Annotated in this window: 12 protein-coding genes; 8 read left to right on the top strand and 4 right to left on the bottom strand. The window is 71.1% G+C overall.

Annotated features, from left to right (window positions below; translation table 11 throughout):
• Positions 1 to 67 precede the first annotated feature (67 nt).
• Positions 68 to 1246, bottom strand: coding sequence for a PQQ-dependent sugar dehydrogenase (locus ACWCQM_RS01285; RefSeq protein ID WP_450913318.1), 1179 nt, complete (start codon positions 1244 to 1246; stop codon positions 68 to 70).
• 93 nt (positions 1247 to 1339) lie between these two features.
• A complete protein-coding gene (locus tag ACWCQM_RS01280; protein WP_450913630.1) occupies positions 1340 to 2296 on the bottom strand; it encodes an aldo/keto reductase in 957 nt (318 codons plus the stop codon).
• A gap of 129 nt (positions 2297 to 2425) precedes the next feature.
• Here ACWCQM_RS01280 and ACWCQM_RS01275 point away from each other — a divergent pair, with 129 nt between their 5' ends.
• The 6 genes from ACWCQM_RS01275 to serA all read left to right on the top strand — a co-directional run bounded on the left by ACWCQM_RS01275 (position 2426) and on the right by serA (position 12099).
• Entirely contained in the window at positions 2426 to 3376 is a 951-nt protein-coding gene (locus ACWCQM_RS01275) for a 2-hydroxyacid dehydrogenase (protein ID WP_450913317.1), read from the top strand.
• Positions 3377 to 3643: 267 nt separating this feature from the next.
• Positions 3644 to 6475 carry a putative bifunctional diguanylate cyclase/phosphodiesterase gene (locus tag ACWCQM_RS01270; RefSeq protein ID WP_450913316.1) on the top strand — a complete coding sequence of 944 codons (2832 nt, stop codon included), beginning with the start codon at positions 3644 to 3646 and terminating at the stop codon, positions 6473 to 6475.
• Between the two features lie 217 nt (positions 6476 to 6692).
• Positions 6693 to 8549, top strand: coding sequence for an acetolactate synthase large subunit (locus ACWCQM_RS01265; protein ID WP_450913315.1), 1857 nt, complete (start codon positions 6693 to 6695; stop codon positions 8547 to 8549).
• Positions 8550 to 8571: 22 nt separating this feature from the next.
• On the top strand, positions 8572 to 9099 hold the full coding sequence (ilvN, locus tag ACWCQM_RS01260; protein WP_014153920.1) for an acetolactate synthase small subunit: 528 nt from the start codon (positions 8572 to 8574) through the stop codon (positions 9097 to 9099).
• Positions 9100 to 9202: 103 nt separating this feature from the next.
• Positions 9203 to 10204: a ketol-acid reductoisomerase gene (gene ilvC, locus ACWCQM_RS01255; protein WP_450913314.1), complete on the top strand. Its 1002-nt coding sequence runs from the start codon at positions 9203 to 9205 to the stop codon at positions 10202 to 10204.
• 302 nt (positions 10205 to 10506) lie between these two features.
• On the top strand, positions 10507 to 12099 hold the full coding sequence (gene serA, locus ACWCQM_RS01250; protein WP_267079871.1) for a phosphoglycerate dehydrogenase: 1593 nt from the start codon (positions 10507 to 10509) through the stop codon (positions 12097 to 12099).
• A gap of 349 nt (positions 12100 to 12448) precedes the next feature.
• Here serA and ACWCQM_RS01245 read toward each other — a convergent pair whose 3' ends face one another.
• Positions 12449 to 13591: a PucR family transcriptional regulator gene (locus tag ACWCQM_RS01245; protein WP_450913313.1), complete on the bottom strand. Its 1143-nt coding sequence runs from the start codon at positions 13589 to 13591 to the stop codon at positions 12449 to 12451.
• A 177-nt stretch (positions 13592 to 13768) separates the two neighbouring features.
• Here ACWCQM_RS01245 and ACWCQM_RS01240 point away from each other — a divergent pair, with 177 nt between their 5' ends.
• Together ACWCQM_RS01240 and pruA are read left to right on the top strand one after the other, a co-directional pair.
• Positions 13769 to 14749 carry a proline dehydrogenase family protein gene (locus tag ACWCQM_RS01240; RefSeq protein WP_450913312.1) on the top strand — a complete coding sequence of 327 codons (981 nt, stop codon included), beginning with the start codon at positions 13769 to 13771 and terminating at the stop codon, positions 14747 to 14749.
• A 45-nt stretch (positions 14750 to 14794) separates the two neighbouring features.
• Positions 14795 to 16426, top strand: a complete 1632-nt coding sequence (gene pruA / locus ACWCQM_RS01235) for an L-glutamate gamma-semialdehyde dehydrogenase (protein WP_450913311.1) — start codon at positions 14795 to 14797, stop codon at positions 16424 to 16426.
• 113 nt (positions 16427 to 16539) lie between these two features.
• Here pruA and ACWCQM_RS01230 read toward each other — a convergent pair whose 3' ends face one another.
• Positions 16540 to 18831, bottom strand: coding sequence for an exo-beta-d-1,3/1,6-glucosidase (locus tag ACWCQM_RS01230; RefSeq protein WP_450913310.1), 2292 nt, complete (start codon positions 18829 to 18831; stop codon positions 16540 to 16542).
• Between the last annotated feature and the right edge of the window lie 17 nt (positions 18832 to 18848).

Here is an 18848-nt window from a genome sequence, read left to right as displayed (position 1 = left end):
CTCCGGGAGTGCCGGGGCCTCCCGGGACCCGGCAGGGTCCGGGAGTGCGGGAGCTTCCGCCGGGCCCCTACCGCACCTTCAGCAGCAGGACGCGGTCGTCGCCCGCCTCCGGGTCGCCTCGGCCGTCCGTGTTGCTCGTGACCAGCCAGAGCAGGTCGCCACCCGCCGCGAGCACCGTGCGCAGCCGGCCGTACTTCCCCTCCAGGAACGCCTGGGGGGCGGCCAGCGGCTCACCGTCCGCCTTGTCCGACAGGGGGATCCGCCAGAGCCGCTCGCCCCGCAGCCCCGCCATCCAGATCGACCCCTCGGCGTACGCGATGCCGCTCGGCGAGGCCTCGGAGGTCTTCCACTGGGCCACCGGGTCGACGAACCCGGCCTCGCCCTCCTTGCCCTCGACGTCCGGCCAGCCGTAGTTCTTGCCGGCCTCGATCAGATTCAGCTCGTCCCAGGTGTTCTGGCCGAACTCCGATGCCCAGAGCCGCTTCTCACCGTCCCAGGCCAGGCCCTGCACATTGCGGTGCCCGTACGTGTAGACCAGGGAGTCGCCCTCGGGATTGCCGTGCACCGGTTCGCCGTCGGGCGTCATCCGCAGGATCTTGCCCGCGACCGAGGACTTGTCCTGGGCCAGGCCGGTGTCACCCGTCTCGCCCGTGCCCACGTACAGCATGCGGTCGGGGCCGAAGGCGATCCGCCCGCCATTGTGGATGGAGCCCTTCGGGATGCCCCGCAGAATGGTGTCCGGTGCTCCCAGCTGCTGCCCGGCGGGCTTCTTCTCGTCGTACAGGAGGCGGGCGACGCGGTTGTCCGACGCGGTGGTGAAGTACGCGTAGACCAGATGGTCCGCGCCGTACGTCGGGGCGACGGCGATGCCCAGGAGACCGCCCTCCCCGTCGGGCGCGACCCCGGGCACCGAGCCGAGCAGCGTCTTCCTGCCGCTCTCCCCGTCGATCCGGGTGATCGTCGCCTCGTCGCGCGAGGAGACCAGCAGATCGCCCCCCGGCAGTGCCGCGAGGCCCCAGGGAGAGGCGAGGCCGTCCGCGAGCGTCTTCACCACCTCGACCGACCCCTTGGCCGGAGCCAGGTCCGCCGACGGGCTCGCGGAGGCCGCCGGCGCCGATGTGGCGCCCGCCGAGGGCGACGACGAGCCGTCGGCCGCCGGGGCGCCGCCGGACGAGCAGGCGGACAGCAGGAGGGAGGCCGAGGCGAGCAGGGCCACCGCCCCCTTGCGCAGCACGGGTGTGGGCACAGCACCGATCCTTTCGACGGTCGCGGTCGCTACTGTGCCTACCCCGCTGCTCCCCGTGAGGTTCCCGGTCCCGCCGATTCTCCCGCCGCGGAGTCAGTCCCACGACTCCCGGGCGCGCGGCAGCCCGGCGATCTCGGCGAGGTCCCGGTCCGTGAGCACCAGCTCCGCGGCTCCCGCGTTCTCCACGGCCCACCGCTCCCGCTTCGCGCCGGGCACGGGCACCACATGGCGGCCCTGCCGCAGGACCCAGGCCAGGGCCACCTGCGCCGGAGTGGCGCCGTGCCGCTCCGCGATCCTCCGCAGCCCCACCACCACCGGCTGGTTGGCCGCCATCATCTCCGCGGTGAAGCGGGGATGCCTGGCCCGGGGATCGTCCGGCTCGAAACCCTGGCCCGGTTTGAGCGTCCCCGTGAGGTAGCCGTTGCCCAGTGGCATCGCCGCCAGTACGCCCACACCCCGGGCCGCGCACCACGGCAGCAGGCCGTCCAGCGCCTGCGGGGACCAGACGGAGAGCTCCGCCTGGACCGCGCTCACGGGGAAGACCTGCTGGACCCGCTCCAGCTGCCGGATGGTTCCGTCGTGCATCCGCGCCCCCGGCCCCCGCCCGGCACGCGCGCCCACCGCGCACAGCCCGAGCGCCCGCACCTTGCCCGCGGTCACCAGGTCGGCCATCGCGCCCCAGGTCTCCTCGACCGGAACCTCGGGATCGGCCCTGTGCAGCTGGTACAGATCGATCACATCGGTCTGGAGCCGCCGCAGCGAGGCGTCGCAGGCCCGTCGCACATAGCCGGGGCGCCCGTTGGCCACGATGTGCTGATCACCCACCAGCAGACCGCACTTGGTGGAGAGGAACGCCTCGGAGCGGCGGCCCCTGAGCGCCCTCCCGATGAGCAGTTCATTGGTGAAGGGGCCGTACATGTCGGCCGTGTCGAGCAGTTGGACGCCCGCGTCCAGCGCCGCGTGCACCGTGCGCACCGAACGGTCACCGCGCTGCTGCGACGTGCTGTAGGCCCAGCTCATCGGCATACAGCCCAGCCCGACCGCACCCACGGCGAGCGCCGCCGCACCGATAGTCCTGCGCTCCAACTCCCCGAACCCTCCCTCGGCCCATGATCACGGGCCCACCAGCACCCCAAACTAACCTCTGCCGCTCCCGGGCCTTCGCATAGCCTCCTGACCATGACTTCCGCATCTGCCAACGACGTATGGCTGCCGTTCGCGGCCGAGGACATCGACGGACTCCCCGAGGGTCTCAACTACCTTTTCTGGGACGGCGGCCGGGAGTACCCGGCGGACCCGTCCGACTGCGCTTTCTATGTCGTTCCGTACATGAAGGGCTCCGAGGTCGCGGTCCGCCCACTCGGCGGGATGGGCGCGGTCCAGGTCGTCCAGACCCTCTCCGCAGGCATCGACCACGTGCAACCCGGGCTCGGGCTGCTGCCCGCGGGGGTGCGGCTGTGCAATGCCAAGGGGGTCCACGAGGCGTCGACCGCGGAGCTCGCGCTCGCGCTGGTGCTGGCCTCGCTCCGGGGGATTCCCGGCTTCGTGCACGGCCAGGACAAGGAGGAGTGGCGGTCCGGCTTCTATCCGGCCCTCGCCGACAAGTCCGTTCTCATCGTGGGTTACGGGTCGATCGGCGCGGCCATCGAGGACCGGCTCGCGCCCTTCGAGTGCGCGCGGGTGGTGCGCGTCGCACGCTCCGCACGGACAACCGGGCGCGGCCCCGTACACGCGATCGACGAACTGCCCGCGCTGCTGCCCGATGCCGACGTCGTCATCCTGTCCACCCCGCTGAACCCGTCCACACAGGGGCTGGTCGGCCGCGACTTCCTCGCCGCGATGCCGGACGGAGCGCTGCTGGTGAACGTCGCGAGGGGGGCCGTGGTCGACACCGAGGCCCTGCTGTCCGAACTCGAGTCCGGGCGGTTGCGCGCCGCGCTCGACGTGACCGACCCGGAACCCCTGCCCGCGGGCCACCCGCTCTGGCATGCTCCCCACACGCTGATCAGTCCCCATGTGGGCGGCAGCACCTCAGCGTTCCTGCCCCGCGCCAAGCGGCTGCTCGCCGGACAGCTCACCCGGTTCGCCGCCGGGGAGCCGGTCGCCAACGTCGTGCTCACCACCGGCTGACCACGCTGCGATGCCGCCCGGGCGCACTCCGTACCGGTAACTCCCCAGGTCGTCACGGAGAGTAGAGAAGCTATGTCCCTGAGTGACGGCTCTGGTGTATCGTCCACAAGAGGGCAGCGCCGTGGAAGGGACGGCGCCGGGGCGGCAGCGGAACGCGAGGGGGCGACGGGCGATGTGCGGCCAGTGGAGAGACGATCCGACCGGGCGGGACGGCCTGCGGTGCTCAGCTGTGCCGGGGACACCCCGGCCGGGCCGTGGAGCTCTCCGGTGAGCGCCCCCGGAGCCCTGCTCTCCGGACGCACGGCCGCCGCCGGACGGAGTGCGGGGCTGCGCTCCCGGCTCGTCCTCGCCGCGGTCTGCGCCGGATACGCGGTGGGAGCCGCGTTCGGCTGGGGCTCACCCGCACTCGCTCTGTTCATGGGCGACTTCGGTCTCAGCGTCGCCGCGCTCATCGCCGCGGTGTCCTGCTTCCTCTACGCCCGCGCGGGAGGCATCCGGTTCCGGCCGGCCTGGCTCCTCTTCTCGCTCTCCTCGGCCATGGCCGCCGGAGGCAACGCGATCTGGGGATGGTACGAGGTGGTGCTGGGCCGCTCCGTGCCCACCCCGTCCCTCGCGGACCTGTTCTTCCTCTGCTTCGCGCCGCCCGCCATCGTCGGGCTGCTCGTCCTCGCCAAACGGCCCTTCACCAGGGCCGGATGGGTCTGCCTGGTGCTGGACGCCTGGCTGATCGGCGGATCGCTGCTGACACTCTCCTGGAGCCTCGCCCTCGCCCACACAGCCGAGGTGGCGAACGCCGCGGGGGAGAGCGTGGCCAGGGCCGCGCTCTCGCTGGCCTACCCGCTCCTGGACATCGTGCTCGTCTCGATGGTCCTCGCCCTGCACTTCCGGCGCTTCAGCACCAACCGCTCCTCGGTGAACACCGCCATCGCGGGCCTCGCCCTGACCGTGCTCTGCGACGCCCTGTTCACCGCACCGCTGCTCCGCTCGGCGTACGAGTCGGGCCAACTGCTGGACGCGGGCTGGTTCGCCGGTTCCCTGCTCCTCGCCTACGCCCCCTGGGGGGCCGGCCGCAGGGAGGACAACGCTGTCGAGGACATCCCGGAGCCGTCTCCCCTGAGCCGCCCGATCGCCGGGTCCCTCGCCGCGCTCACGCCCTATCTGGCCGCCGCCGTCTGCACCCTCGGCATCCTGTACAACGTGGTCGAGGGCCGCAGGGTCGACCGGGTGGTGGTCCTCACCGGCTGCACGGTCGTGCTCGCCCTGGTGGTCCGGCAGGCCATCATGCTCCTCGACAACATCTCGCTCACCCAGGAACTCGCGCAGAAGGAGAACCACTTCCGCTCCCTGGTCCAGGGGTCGAGCGACGTCATCATGATCGCCGAGCCCAGCGGAGTCCTGCGCTACGTCAGCCCGGCGGCGGCCGGGGTCTACCGCCGCGACGCCGAGGACCTCGTCGGTACGGAGCTGGCGTCGATCATCCACCCCGACGACCTCGGGGGAGTCGTCCACGAGTTGCGGCGCTTCCTCGCGGCCCCGCCCCGGGAGGAGCCCACCACCCGGATCGAGTGCCGCTTCGGATCGGGCACGGGCGACTGGCTCCACGTCGAGTCCACGGTCAACCGCCACCAGGGCGGGCTGCTGCTCAACAGCCGCGATGTGACCGAGCGGGTCAGACTCCAGGCGCAACTCCAGCACAACGCCGAGCACGACCCCCTCACCGACCTGCCCAACCGGGCCCTGTTCACCGCACGTGTCGGGCAGGCGCTCGGCGGCCGGCGGGCCGGGGACCCGGGCACCGCCGTGCTCTTCATCGACCTGGACGGCTTCAAGGCGGTCAACGACAGCATCGGCCACCAGGCGGGCGACGAGCTGCTCATCCAGGCCGCCAGGCGCCTCCAGGACTCCGTCCGCACCTCGGACACCGCGGCGCGCCTCGGGGGCGACGAGTTCGCCGCGCTCATCGTCGGGGACGGCACCCGCGACCAGGCCGCCCGGGAGTACCAGGTCCACGAGATCGCGGACCGGCTCCGCCTCAGGCTCTCCCAGCCGTACCGGATCGGCACGTCCGAGGTGCGGGTGGCCGCCTCCATCGGGGTCGCCTTCGCCGAGCCCTCCATCACGCCCAAGGACCTCATGCGCAACGCCGACCTCGCGATGTACCGCGCCAAGGCGAGCGGCAAGGACCGGGTCGAGCTGTACGCCCCCCAGATGCAGGCCGACGTGGTGCGCCGCTCCGAGCTCGCGGCTCGGCTGCGCACCGCCCTGCGGGAAGGTGAGTTCGCCCTGCTGCACCAGCCCGTCGTCCATCTGGCCAGCGGGACGGTCGCCGCCGTCTCCGCCCAGGCGCGCTGGCGCTCCTCCCAGGGCATCCTCTTCACCCCGGCCGAGTTCCTCCGGGTGTCCGAGGGCAGCGACCGTGCGGCGGAGCTCGGCAGCTGGCTGCTGGAGGAGGCCGTGGAGCAGGCCGCCGAGCGGGCCGGAGCGGGGCATCCGGTCGCCGTCTCCGTCCGTGTGTCGGCCGCCAGGCTCCTGGACAGGACCCTGCCGCCGGGCTCCGTCGAGGCGCTCCTCACCCGGTACGGCCTGCCCTCAGGCGCCCTGATGATCGAGGTCGCCGACAGCGACCCCCGGATCTCCTTCGACGAGCTCGAACAGCGCCTGGTGGCCCTGCGGCGCCTCGGCGTGCGGATCGCGCTCGACGGCTTCGGCAGCGGGTACGCGGCGGTCAACGCCCTGCGCCGTCTCCCCATCGACGTACTGAAGCTCGACCGGTGCCTGGTGGAGGGCGTCGTCGAGTCGGCGAGGCTGCACAAGATCACCAGCGGGCTGCTGCGCATCGCGGGCGATCTCGGCATGCAGTCCGTGGCCGACGGCGTCGACGTGCCCGAGCAGGTGCGGGCGCTGCGGGCCATGGGGTGCACGCACGGCCAGGGGATGGCCTTCAGCGGGCCGCTGGACGAGTACCGGCTGCGGCGCACACTGATCCGGGGGCAGTATCCCGTCCCGGGCATCGGCCCGGCCGCTCAGCCCGTGCTGGCGGGCGGCTCGATCCCGCTCCAGTGCCGCTCACATAATGAGACTCCCGTCCCACCCACTTGACACCGCACGCGTGCCGGAGAGAGGGTCAATGCCATGCGCACCCGAATTCTCGTACTTGGAAAGCGCGTCGGCTGAAGCAGGGTCACTCATGGACACCTTGCAGACCGCACCGGCGCGCTCCCCTCGCTTGCCTCACGGCACGAGGGGTTTTTTGTTGCACCGGGACCTTTCAAAACCCCGCAAAAACACCGCATAAACCCTCAGCTTCGAGAAGAGAATGCCGATGACCGAGCAGGCAACCGGGGCCCAGCACCCGCAGCCGCGGGCCCGTAACGGCGGACAGGCCTCCGCCTCCGTTGAGCACCTCACGGGCGCGCAGTCCCTCATCCGTTCTCTCGAGGAAGTCGGCGCCGACACCGTATTCGGCCTCCCCGGCGGTTGCATCCTCCCGGCGTACGACCCGCTGATGGACTCCACCCGGGTCCGTCACATCCTGGTCCGCCACGAGCAGGGTGCCGGTCACGCGGCCACCGGTTACGCCCAGGCGACGGGCCGGGTCGGCGTCTGCATGGTCACCTCAGGCCCCGGTGCCACCAACCTGGTCACCCCGATCGCGGACGCGGCCATGGACTCCGTGCCCCTGGTCGCGATCACCGGCCAGGTGGCCTCCGCCGCCATCGGTACGGACGCCTTCCAGGAAGCCGACATCTGCGGCATCACGATGCCGATCACGAAGCACAACTTCCTGGTCACCCGCGCCGAGGACATCGCCCACACGATCGCCGAGGCCTTCCACATCGCCTCCACCGGCCGTCCGGGCCCCGTCCTCGTCGACATCGCCAAGGACGCCCTCCAGGCGAAGACCACCTTCAGCTGGCCGCCGACCCTGGACCTGCCCGGCTACCGCCCGGTCACCAAGCCGCACGCCAAGCAGATCCGCGAGGCCGCCAAGCTCATCACCCAGGCCCAGCGCCCGGTGCTGTACGTCGGCGGCGGCGTCATCAAGGCCGGTGCCACCGCGGAGCTGAAGGTCCTGGCAGAGCTCACCGGAGCGCCCGTCACCACCACGCTGATGGCGCTCGGCTCCTTCCCCGACAGCCACCCGCTGCACGTGGGAATGCCCGGCATGCACGGTTCGGTCACCGCCGTCACCGCGCTGCAGAAGGCCGACCTGATCGTCGCGCTCGGGGCCAGGTTCGACGACCGCGTCACCGGCAAGCTGGACAGCTTCGCCCCGTACGCCAAGATCGTCCACGCCGACATCGACCCGGCCGAGATCGGCAAGAACCGTGCCGCCGACGTCCCGATCGTCGGTGACGCCCGGGAGGTCATCGCCGACCTCGTCCAGGCCGTCCAGGCCGAGCACACCGAGGGCAACACCGGCGACTACAGCTCCTGGTGGAAGGACCTCAACCGCTGGCGCGAGACCTACCCGGTCGGCTACGACCTGCCGGAGGACGGCAGCCTCTCGCCGCAGCAGGTCATCCAGCGCATCGGCGAACTCGCCCCCGAGGGCACGATCTTCGCGGCGGGCGTCGGCCAGCACCAGATGTGGGCCTCCCACTTCATCGACTACGAGCAGCCCGCCACCTGGCTCAACTCCGGCGGCGCGGGCACGATGGGCTACGCCGTCCCGGCCGCCATGGGCGCCAAGGCCGGCATGCCGGACCGCGCCGTCTGGGCCATCGACGGCGACGGCTGCTTCCAGATGACCAACCAGGAACTGACCACCTGCGCGCTCAACAACATCCCGATCAAGGTCGCGATCATCAACAACGGCGCGCTCGGGATGGTCCGCCAGTGGCAGACCCTGTTCTACAACCAGCGGTACTCCAACACCGTGCTGCACTCCGGCCCGGACGCCGACGGCAACGCCGCCAAGGGCACCCGCGTGCCGGACTTCGTCAAGCTGTCCGAGGCCATGGGCTGCTACGCCATCCGCTGCGAGGACCCGGCCGACCTGGACAAGGTCATCGCCGAGGCCAACGCGATCAACGACCGCCCGGTCGTCATCGACTTCATCGTCCACGAGGACGCCATGGTGTGGCCGATGGTCGCGGCCGGCACCTCCAACGACGAGGTCATGGCAGCGCGCGGCGTCCGCCCCGACTTCGGCGACAACGAAGACGACTGAGAGACAGAGAGAGACAGACTCCATGTCCACCAAGCACACGCTCTCCGTCCTGGTCGAGAACAAGCCCGGTGTCCTCGCCCGGATCACGGCTCTGTTCTCCCGGCGCGGCTTCAACATCGACTCGCTCGCGGTCGGTACCACCGAACATCCCGACATCTCACGCATCACCATTGTCGTGAACGTCGAGGGCCTGCCCCTGGAGCAGGTGACCAAGCAGCTCAACAAGCTGGTCAACGTCCTGAAGATCGTCGAACTCGAGCCCACCGCAGCGATCCAGCGGGAGCTCGTCCTGGTGAAGGTCCGCGCAGACAACGAGACCCGCTCCCAGATCGTCGAGATCGTCCAGCTGTTCCGCGCCAAGACCGTGGACGTCTCCCCGGAGGCGGTCACGATCGAGGCGACCGGGGGCGCCGACAAGCTGGAGGCCATGCTCAAGATGCTGGAGCAGTTCGGCATCAAGGAGCTCGTCCAGTCCGGCACCATCGCCATAGGGCGCGGCGCGCGCTCGATCACCGACCGTTCCCTGCGCGCACTCGACCGCACGGCGTAACCCTCCGGGTCCCTCGCCGCTCGTATGGCGAGACCCGGCAACGAACCCCACGCACCCCGCCGTACGGTGGGACGCAACACCTGCACACCAAGGAGAAGACCCAGTGGCCGAGCTGTTCTACGACGACGATGCCGACCTGTCCATCATCCAGGGCCGCAAGGTCGCGGTCCTCGGATACGGCAGCCAGGGCCACGCCCACGCGCTGTCGCTGCGTGACTCGGGTGTCGACGTCCGTGTCGGTCTGCACGAGGGCTCGAAGTCCAAGGCCAAGGCCGAGGAGCAGGGCCTGCGCGTGGTGACCCCGTCCGAGGCCGCCGCCGAGGCCGACGTCATCATGATCCTCGTCCCGGACCCGATCCAGGCCCAGGTCTACGAGGAGTCCGTCAAGGACAACCTCAAGGACGGCGACGCGCTGTTCTTCGGCCACGGCCTGAACATCCGCTTCGACTTCATCAAGCCGCCGGCCAACGTCGACGTCTGCATGGTCGCCCCGAAGGGCCCGGGCCACCTCGTCCGCCGCCAGTACGAGGAGGGCCGCGGCGTCCCGTGCATCGTGGCCGTCGAGCAGGACGCCTCGGGCAAGGGCCTGGAGCTCGCGCTCTCCTACGCGAAGGGCATCGGCGGCACCCGCGCCGGCGTCATCAAGACGACCTTCACCGAGGAGACCGAGACCGACCTGTTCGGTGAGCAGGCCGTCCTCTGCGGTGGCACCGCCGCCCTCGTCAAGGCCGGTTTCGAGACCCTGACCGAGGCCGGCTACCAGCCGGAGATCGCGTACTTCGAGTGCCTCCACGAGCTGAAGCTCATCGTGGACCTCATGTACGAGGGCGGCCTGGAGAAGATGCGCTGGTCCATCTCGGAGACCGCCGAGTGGGGCGACTACGTCACCGGCCCGCGCATCATCACGGACGCCACCAAGGCCGAGATGAAGAAGGTCCTCGCCGAGATCCAGGACGGCACCTTCGCCAAGAACTGGATGGCCGAGTACCACAACGGTCTGCCCAAGTACAACGAGTACAAGAAGGCCGACAGCGAGTCCCTCCTGGAGACCACCGGCAAGGAGCTCCGCAAGCTCATGAGCTGGGTCGACGACGAGAACGCCTGAGTCCCTGCCGGGGGCGGGTCCGCACGGGCCCGTCCCCCGGCGCACGGCCGGCCTCACCCCCGTGTCACTGCGGGGGCGAGGCGCGTGGCGGGTAAGCGCGACCGTACGTCTGTACAGACCGTCCACCCCGTGCGGGTGATCCTTCCACCGGGGCGCAGTGTGTGCCCGGCCGCATGACTACACTTCTCACCAACACATACACGCGTCAGGGCCCACAGTGTCGTGCGTCTTCCACGCGGCTAGCCCCTCCACCGCCTGCGGCCGTCGGGACGGCCGTCCGCACTGGACTTGTGAGGACACACGTGAGCTCGAAACCTGTCGTACTCATCGCTGAAGAGCTGTCGCCCGCCACGGTCGACGCTCTGGGTCCGGATTTCGAGATCCGGCACTGCAACGGCGCTGACCGCGCCGAACTCCTCCCCGCGATCGCCGACGTCGACGCGATCCTGGTGCGCTCCGCCACCAAGGTCGACGCCGAGGCGATCGCCGCCGCGAAGCAGCTCAAGGTCGTCGCCCGCGCCGGCGTCGGTCTGGACAACGTCGACGTCTCCTCGGCCACCAAGGCCGGCGTGATGGTCGTCAACGCTCCGACGTCCAACATCGTCACCGCGGCCGAGCTGGCCTGCGGCCTGCTCGTCGCCACCGCGCGCAACATCCCGCAGGCCAACACCGCTCTGAAGAACGGCGAGTGGAAGCGCTCCAAGTACACGGGTGTCGAGCTCAGCGAGAAGACCCTCGGCGTCGTCGGCCTCGGCCGCATCGGCGTGCTGGTCGCGCAGCGCATGTCGGCCTTCGGCATGAAGATCGTGGCGTACGACCCCTATGTGCAGCCCGCGCGTGCCGCGCAGATGGGCGTCAAGCTCCTCACGCTCGACGAGCTGCTCCAGGTCTCCGACTTCATCACGGTGCACCTGCCCAAGACCCCCGAGACGCTCGGCCTGATCGGCGACGAGGCGCTGCACAAGGTGAAGCCCTCGGTGCGCATCGTCAACGCCGCACGCGGCGGGATCGTCGACGAGGAGGCGCTCGCCTCCGCCCTCAAGGAGGGCCGCGTCGCCGGCGCCGGTCTGGACGTGTACACCAAGGAGCCCTGCACGGACTCCCCGCTGTTCCAGTTCGACCAGGTCGTCTGCACCCCGCACCTCGGCGCCTCCACCGACGAGGCGCAGGAGAAGGCGGGCATCGCGGTCGCCAAGTCCGTGCGCCTCGCCCTCGCCGGTGAGCTCGTGCCCGACGCGGTCAACGTCCAGGGCGGTGTCATCGCCGAGGACGTGCGCCCCGGCCTGCCGCTCGCCGAGAAGCTCGGCCGGATCTTCACCGCCCTCGCGGGCGAGGTCGCGGCCCGTCTCGACGTCGAGGTCTACGGCGAGATCACCCAGCACGACGTGAAGGTGCTGGAACTCTCCGCGCTCAAGGGCGTCTTCGAGGACGTCGTCGACGAGACCGTCAGCTACGTCAACGCCCCGCTCTTCGCGCAGGAGCGCGGTGTCGAGGTCCGCCTCACCACCAGCTCCGAGTCCCCGGACCACCGCAACGTGGTGACCGTCCGCGGCACGCTGTCGAGCGGCGAGGAGGTCGCGGTCTCCGGCACGCTGGCCGGCCCCAAGCACCTCCAGAAGATCGTCGCCATCGGCGAGCACGACGTGGACCTGGCGCTCGCCGACCACATGGTCGTCCTGCGCTACGAGGACCGTCCCGGCGTCGTCGGCGCGGTCGGCAAGATCCTCGGTGAGGCCGGGCTGAACATCGCCGGCATGCAGGTCTCGCGCAAGGACGCGGGCGGCGAGGCGCTGGTCGTCCTCACCGTCGACGACACCATCCCGCAGTCGGTCCTGACCGAGATCGCCGAGGAGATCGGTGCCGCGTCGGCCCGCTCGGTGAACCTCACGGACTGATCCGCAGTCCCACCACGACCGCGCCCGGCGGACAGAGACGCTCTGTCCGCCGGGCGCGGTCGTTCGTGGTTCCGGGGGCCTATCCGTCCACCTGGCCGGTGAAGAGCGCGATCAGGAAGATCACCCACCCCATGGTGGAGATCAGTGCGGGGAACCAGGTGGCGATCGCACAGCCGGAGAGGACGAGACCGACGCGCCGCTGCCGACGCGCGGGGGTGCGTGCGAGGAACCAGCTGGGCAGGATCAGCGCGTAGGAGAGCAGCAGGCCCCCGACCAGCAGGAACGTCCTGTCGGCGAAGGCGTTCTCCGTCGAGGAGACGGCGGTGGCCAGCGCCGGTGCCAGCGTGGCTCAGAGCCGGGCCTGCTTCAGCGCCATGTGCAGCAGCAGCCGGTCCTCGCCGTCGTTGAGGTCGAGGCCGGTGAGCTGCTGGACGCGGGCGAGGCGGTAGTAGAGCGTCTGGCGGTGGATGCCCAGCTCGGTGGCCGTACGGCTCGCCTGGCCCGCGAGGTCGAGGAACACCTCGGCGGTACGGGCCAGTTCGGCGTGGGGCGGGGCGAGCAGAGGGCGGACGGCCGGGTCGGGGGCGGCGTCCGGGGTGCGGGGCAGGGAGGCCAGGAGGCGGTACGGGCCGATGGCCGACCAGGCGGCGACCGGGCCGAAGCGGGATTCCGCCGCCGCCGCGCGGGCGGCGGACAGCGCTTCGTGCCAGGAGTCGGCCAGCTCGGTCAGGCCCCGGCGGGGTGCGGCGATCCCGCCGGTCGAGGCGGGCCCCGCCGCGGAGCGCAGCCGGGTGGCGGCCGTCGTCGCCGGGTCGAGGGCGTCGGGGGCGCGTAGCCGGACCAGCGCGGCCAGGGCGTGGGTGCCGCCCGGTCCGGCCGCGGTGGCGAGGGCCGCCGCCGACGGCACCGTACGCACGGACGGGGTCTCGCCGGGCCAGGGGGTCACGCAGACCACCGTGTGCAGCCCGTCGGCGTCGGCGCCCAGGGCCTCGTGCAGGGCGGCCACCGCCATGTCGCGCTGCCATCCGCGCCCCGCGACGAGCACCGCGCCGAACTCCCGGGACAGGTCCGCGCCGGCCCGCTCCTCGTCGGAGAGCAGGGCACCGATCCTGACCGCCACGTCCATCGCGGCGGTGAGCTGCTCGTCGGTGGGCCCGGGGTCCGCGTCCAGCAGCCACACATAGCCCAGGACGACACCCCGATGGCGTACGGGAAGGCAGATCCTGTCGCGGTAGACCCCGGCCTCGGGGGCGGCCGGGATGCGGACCGGGCCCGTCGCGCGGGTGATGCCGAAGCCCTCGAACCAGGCGCGGACCGCAGGGGTGGAGCGCCGGGTCAGGATCGAGCGGGTGCGGACCGGGTCCATGGCCGTGTCGTCGTCGCTGTCATGGGCTCCGAAGGCGACCAGCCCGAAATCGCGGTTCTCCAGGGTCGCGGGTGCGCTGAGCAGGGCGGAGATCTCGTCGACCAGCTCCTGGTAATCGCCTTTCACCCCGCCATTCTCGCACCCCTTCAGACATATGTCTGAGATCCAGTACACGGATGCGTGACAGCTGTCGATGGCACGGGTGTACGGGGATCCCTAGATTTCAGAGTGGTTCTCCGTGCCGTCCCGGTCTGTTCATGTATCTGCCGGTCCGGCCTCATTCGTACTCCGTGGAGGTGCCCCGTGCTGGGTCCCGTGATTCTCGCCGCGTCCCGCAGCGACACGATGCGTCGTTTCATCTCGGCCGCGCCGGGCACCAAGCAGGTCGTCGACCGCTTCATCGCCGGTGAGAGCGTCGACCAGGTCGTGCCGGTCGTCCAGGACGCAGCCGACAAGGGCCTCGAGGTCACCCTCGACGTCGTGGGCGAGGACATCACCACCCCGGAGCAGGCCGCCGCCGCCCGTGACGCCTATCTGGAGCTGATCGGCCGCCTCAAGGAGCTCGGCCTCGGTACCCGTGCCGAGATGTCCGTCAAGCTGTCGATGTTCGGCCAATCCCTCCCGTCGCCCACCACCGCCCTCAACGGAGAGCCCTCCGGGCCCGCCCCCGAATTCCCGGGCGGCCACGAGCTCGCCCTCGCCAACGTCCGGCCCGTCGTCGAGGCCGCCGCCGCGATCGGCACCACGGTCACGCTGGACGCCGAGGACCACACCACCCTGGACTCGATGTTCGCCATCCACGAGGAGCTGCGGAAGGACTTCCCGCAGACCGGCTGCGTCATCCAGTCCTACCTGTTCCGCACCGAGGCCGACGCCCGCCGCCTGGCCGCCGCGGGCAGCCGGGTCCGCCTGGTGAAGGGCGCCTACAAGGAGCCCGCCTCCGTCGCGTACCAGAGCAAGCCGGAGATCGACAAGGCGTACGTCCGCATCCTGAAGACGCTGATGCAGGGCGAGGGCTACCCGATGATCGGCTCCCACGATCCCCGTCTCATCGCCATCGGCCAGGAGCTCGCGCGCCAGGCCGGGCGCAAACTGGACGAGTACGAGTTCCAGATGCTGTACGGCATCCGCAGCGAGGAGCACATCCGGCTCGCGGCCGAGGGCCACCGGATGCGCGTCTACACGGCGTACGGCACCGACTGGTACGGATACTTCATGCGCCGCCTCGCGGAGAAGCCGGCCAACCTGCTCTTCTTCGCCCGCTCCGTCGTCACCAAGGGCTGACCTGCCCGGCCGACCACCCACCTCAACCAAGGAGACAAGGCACTCATGGACGCTGTCACCCAGGTCCCCGCGCCGGTCAACGAGCCGGTCCACTCCTACGCCCCCGGCACCGCGGAGCGCGCCCGTCTGGAGGCGAAGCTCAAGGAGCTCGCCGAGAACCCCATCGAGCTGCCGATGACCATCGGCGGCGAGAAGCGGATGGGCGGCGGAGCCCGCTTCGACGTCGTGCAGCCGCACAACCACCGGTCCGTCATCGGCACCGGCGCCGCCGCCACCGAGGCCGACGCACAGGACGCGATCGACGCGGCCCTCGCCGCCGCCCCGGCCTGGCGCGCCATGTCCTTCGACGACCGCGCCGCGATCATCCTGCGCGCCGCCGAGCTGCTCTCCGGCCCCTGGCGCGAGACGCTGGCCGCCTCCACGATGCTGGGCCAGGGCAAGACCGCCCAGCAGGCCGAGATCGACTGCCCCTGTGAGCTCGTCGACTTCTGGCGCTTCAACGTGCACTACGCGCGCCAGATCCTCGCCGAACAGCCGCCGGCGAACTCTCCCGGCGTGTGGAACCGCATGGACCACCGCTCGCTGGAGGGCTTCGTCTACGCGATCACGCCGTTCAACTTCTCGGCCATCGCGGCCAACCTGCCCACCGCGCCCGCCCTCATGGGCAACGTCGTCGTGTGGAAGCCGTCCCCGACACAGACCCACGCCGCCGTGCTGCTCATGCGGCTCCTGGAGGAGGCCGGGCTGCCCAAGGGCGTCATCAACCTGGTCACCGGCGACGGCATCGCCGTCTCCGAGGTGGCGCTGAACCACCGCGACCTGGCCGCGATCCACTTCACCGGCTCGACGCCCACCTTCCAGCACCTGTGGAAGACGGTCGGCAACAACATCGCCAACTACCGCACCTACCCGCGTCTGGTCGGAGAGACCGGCGGCAAGGACTTCGTCGTCGCGCACCCCAGCGCCGACCGCGCCGTACTGAAGACCGCGCTGACCCGGGGCTCGTTCGAGTACCAGGGCCAGAAGTGCTCGGCGTCCTCCCGTGCGTACGTGCCCGCCTCCATCTGGAACTCCGGTTTCAAGGAGGAGTTCGCGGCCGAGGTCGACGGCATCACCATGGGTGACGTCACCGACCTGTCGAACTTCATGGGCGCCGTCATCGACGAGCGTTCCTTCGCCAAGAACAAGGCCGCGATCGACCGCGCCAAGGCCGACCCGACCTGCACGGTCATCGCCGGCGGCACCTACGACGACTCCGTCGGCTACTTCGTCCGCCCGACCGTCATCGTCTGCGACGACCCGGCCAACGAGGTCTTCACCACCGAGTACTTCGGCCCGATCCTCGCCGTGCACGTCTACGAGGACGAGAAGTACGACGCCATGCTGGAGCAGATGGAGTCGGTCTCCGACTACGCGCTGACCGGTTCCGTCATCGCGGGCGACCGCGCGGCGGCCGCGTACACGATGGAGAAGCTCCGCTACGCGGCGGGCAACTTCTACATCAACGACAAGTCGACCGGTGCCGTCGTCGGCCAGCAGCCCTTCGGCGGGGGCCGTGGCTCGGGCACCAACGACAAGGCGGGCGCCCCGCAGAACCTGCAGCGCTGGACGCTGACCCGCGCCATCAAGGAGACGCTGGTCCCGCCGACCGAGTACACCTACCCCCACCAGGGCTGACGCCCCCGGGGCGCCCGTCGAGGGCGCCCCGCACCGAACTCCGCCTCCCGGCCGGCTCCCCCCGCCTGCCGGGAGGCGGTTTCCATGTGCGCGGACCCCTCGCGGGCCCGGCTTCAGCCCTTCACGGTGAAGCCGGCCCGCAGGAGCGCGTCGTCGGCGGAGGACGGGCCGACGAGCAGCTCGAAGGCGCCGGGCTCGACGACCCGGCGTCCCGCCACGTCCACCAGGGTGCAGTCGGCGACCGGCAGTTCGAGGAGCACCTCGCGGGCCTCGCCCGGGGCGAGCGTGATCTGCCGGTAGCCCTTCAGCTCCTTCTCGGCCCAGGTCACGGACGTCACGGTGTCGCTGACGTACATCTGGACGGTCTCCAAGGCCGGCCGCGTCCCCGTGTTGCGCAGGGTGACGTGTGCCCGCAGCGTGTCGCTCTCCCCGACGCTCGCGGTGAGCACCTCCAGACCGGAGTACTCGACGGTCGTGTAGCTCAGGCCCTCGCCGAACACGAAGGCCGGCCGCTGGGTCAGGTCGGCGTAGCGGGAGCCGTGCTGGCCCCGGATCTGGTTGTAGTACGTCGGCTGCTGGCCCGCGTGCCGGGCGAAGGAGACGGGCAGCCGGCCCGAGGGCTCGACCAGCCCCAGCAGCAGCTCGGCAACCGCCCGGCCGCCCTGCATGCCCGGGTTGAAGGCGTGCACGATCGCCGCGGCGCCGTGCGCGGACGGCGGCAGCACCAGGGGCTTGGAGCTGATGACGACGACGACCAGCGGCTTGCCGGTCGCGGCCAGGGCGTCGAGCAACGCGACCTGGCCGCCGACGAGTTCCAGGGTCGCCGTGGAACGCCCCTCGCCGACCAGCTCGATGCGGTCGCCCACGACGGCGACGACGAAGTCGGCGGCCTCCGCGGCGGCCACGGCCTCGGCGATCAGGGCCTCGGAGGGTTCGGCCGGGACGACCACCTCCGGACGGGGCTGTCCGTCGGGGAAGTACGCCCCCTCCGGGTCGGGGCCCACGGACAGGATCTCCGCGCCCCGGGCGTGGGTGACGCTCCAGCCGTCCGGGACGTGCTCCCGGAAGCCGTCGAGCACCGTACGGATCATGGCGCGCGGATGGCCGTCCGGCAGCCAGTCCGCCTGGCCGGACGAGCCCGCCCAGTCGCCCAGCTGGGTCTGCGCGTCGTCGGCGTTGGGCCCGACGACCGCGACCGTCCGGGGAGCCGAGCCCGGGGCGGCGACGGCGCGGCCGTCCACGCCCGCCACGAGAGAGCCGGCCAGCGGAAGGGTGCCGTCGTTGGTGAGCAGCACCAGGGAGCGGCGGGCGGCCTCCAGGTTCAACGCGGTGTGAGCGGCGCTGCCGATGACCGCGGCCTGGCGGGCGGCGTCCGGGTGGCGCGGGTTCTCGAAGAGGCCGAGCTCGAACTTCAGGGTCAGCACGCGCCGTACCGCCGCGTCGATCTCCGCCTCTTCCAGGGTGCCCGAGGCCACCGCGGCCTGGGCGCCCTCGAAGAACTGCGGGGTGGTCATCACCATGTCGTTGCCCGCGCGGACGGCCGCTGCCGCCGCCTGGGTGTGGTCGGCGTAGATCTTCTGCTCCCACACCATGCGGCCGACGTTGTCCCAGTCGGTGACCAGCGTGCCGGTGTAGCCCCACTCGCCGCGCAGCACCTCGTTCAGCAGCCAGTCGTTGACGGTGACGGGCACCCCGTCCATGGACTGGTAGCCGAGCATGAACGTACGGCAGCCCTCGCGGGCGACCCGCTCGAACGGGGGCAGGAACCAGGAGCGGAGCTTGCGCCGGGAGATGTCGGCCTCGCTCGCGTCACGGCCACCCTGTGTCTCGGAGTACCCCGCGAAGTGCTTGGCGCACGCCAGGACCGCCGTGGGGTCGTCCAGTCCCTCGCCCTGGTAGCCGCGCACCATCGCCGAGGCCAGCTCGCCGATCAGGAAGGGGTCCTCGCCGAAGGTCTCGCTGACCCGGCCCCAGCGCAGGTCCCGGGTGATGCAGAGCACCGGCGAGAACGTCCAGTGCACGCCCGTCGAGGCGACCTCGACGGCGGTGGCCCTGGCGACGCGCTCCACGAGCTCCGGGTCCCAGGACGCGGCCAGGCCCAGCTGCGTGGGATAGATCGTGGCCCCCTCCCAGAAGGAGTGGCCGTGGATGCAGTCCTCCGCCACCAGCAGCGGGATGCGCAGCCGGGTCCGCTCCGTCAGCGCGGCGGCTTCCAGGACGCGCTCGGGCGAGGCGTGGAGGATCGAGCCCGCGTGGAGGTCCTCGATGAGGTGGCGCACCCCGTCCTTGGCGTTCAGCTGGAGCATCTGGCCGGTCTTCTCGGCCAGGGTCATGCGGCCGAGGAGGTCGCCCACCCGCTCGGCGACGGACAGCTCGGGGTCGAGATAGGGCAGGGAGGGGGCCACGGTGGGTCCTTTCGCGA

The sequence above is a fragment of the Streptomyces sp. NPDC002125 genome, from assembly GCF_053593715.1.
The sequence above is the reverse complement of the archived record's forward strand: the minus strand, read 5'-3'. Positions and strand labels throughout refer to the sequence as shown.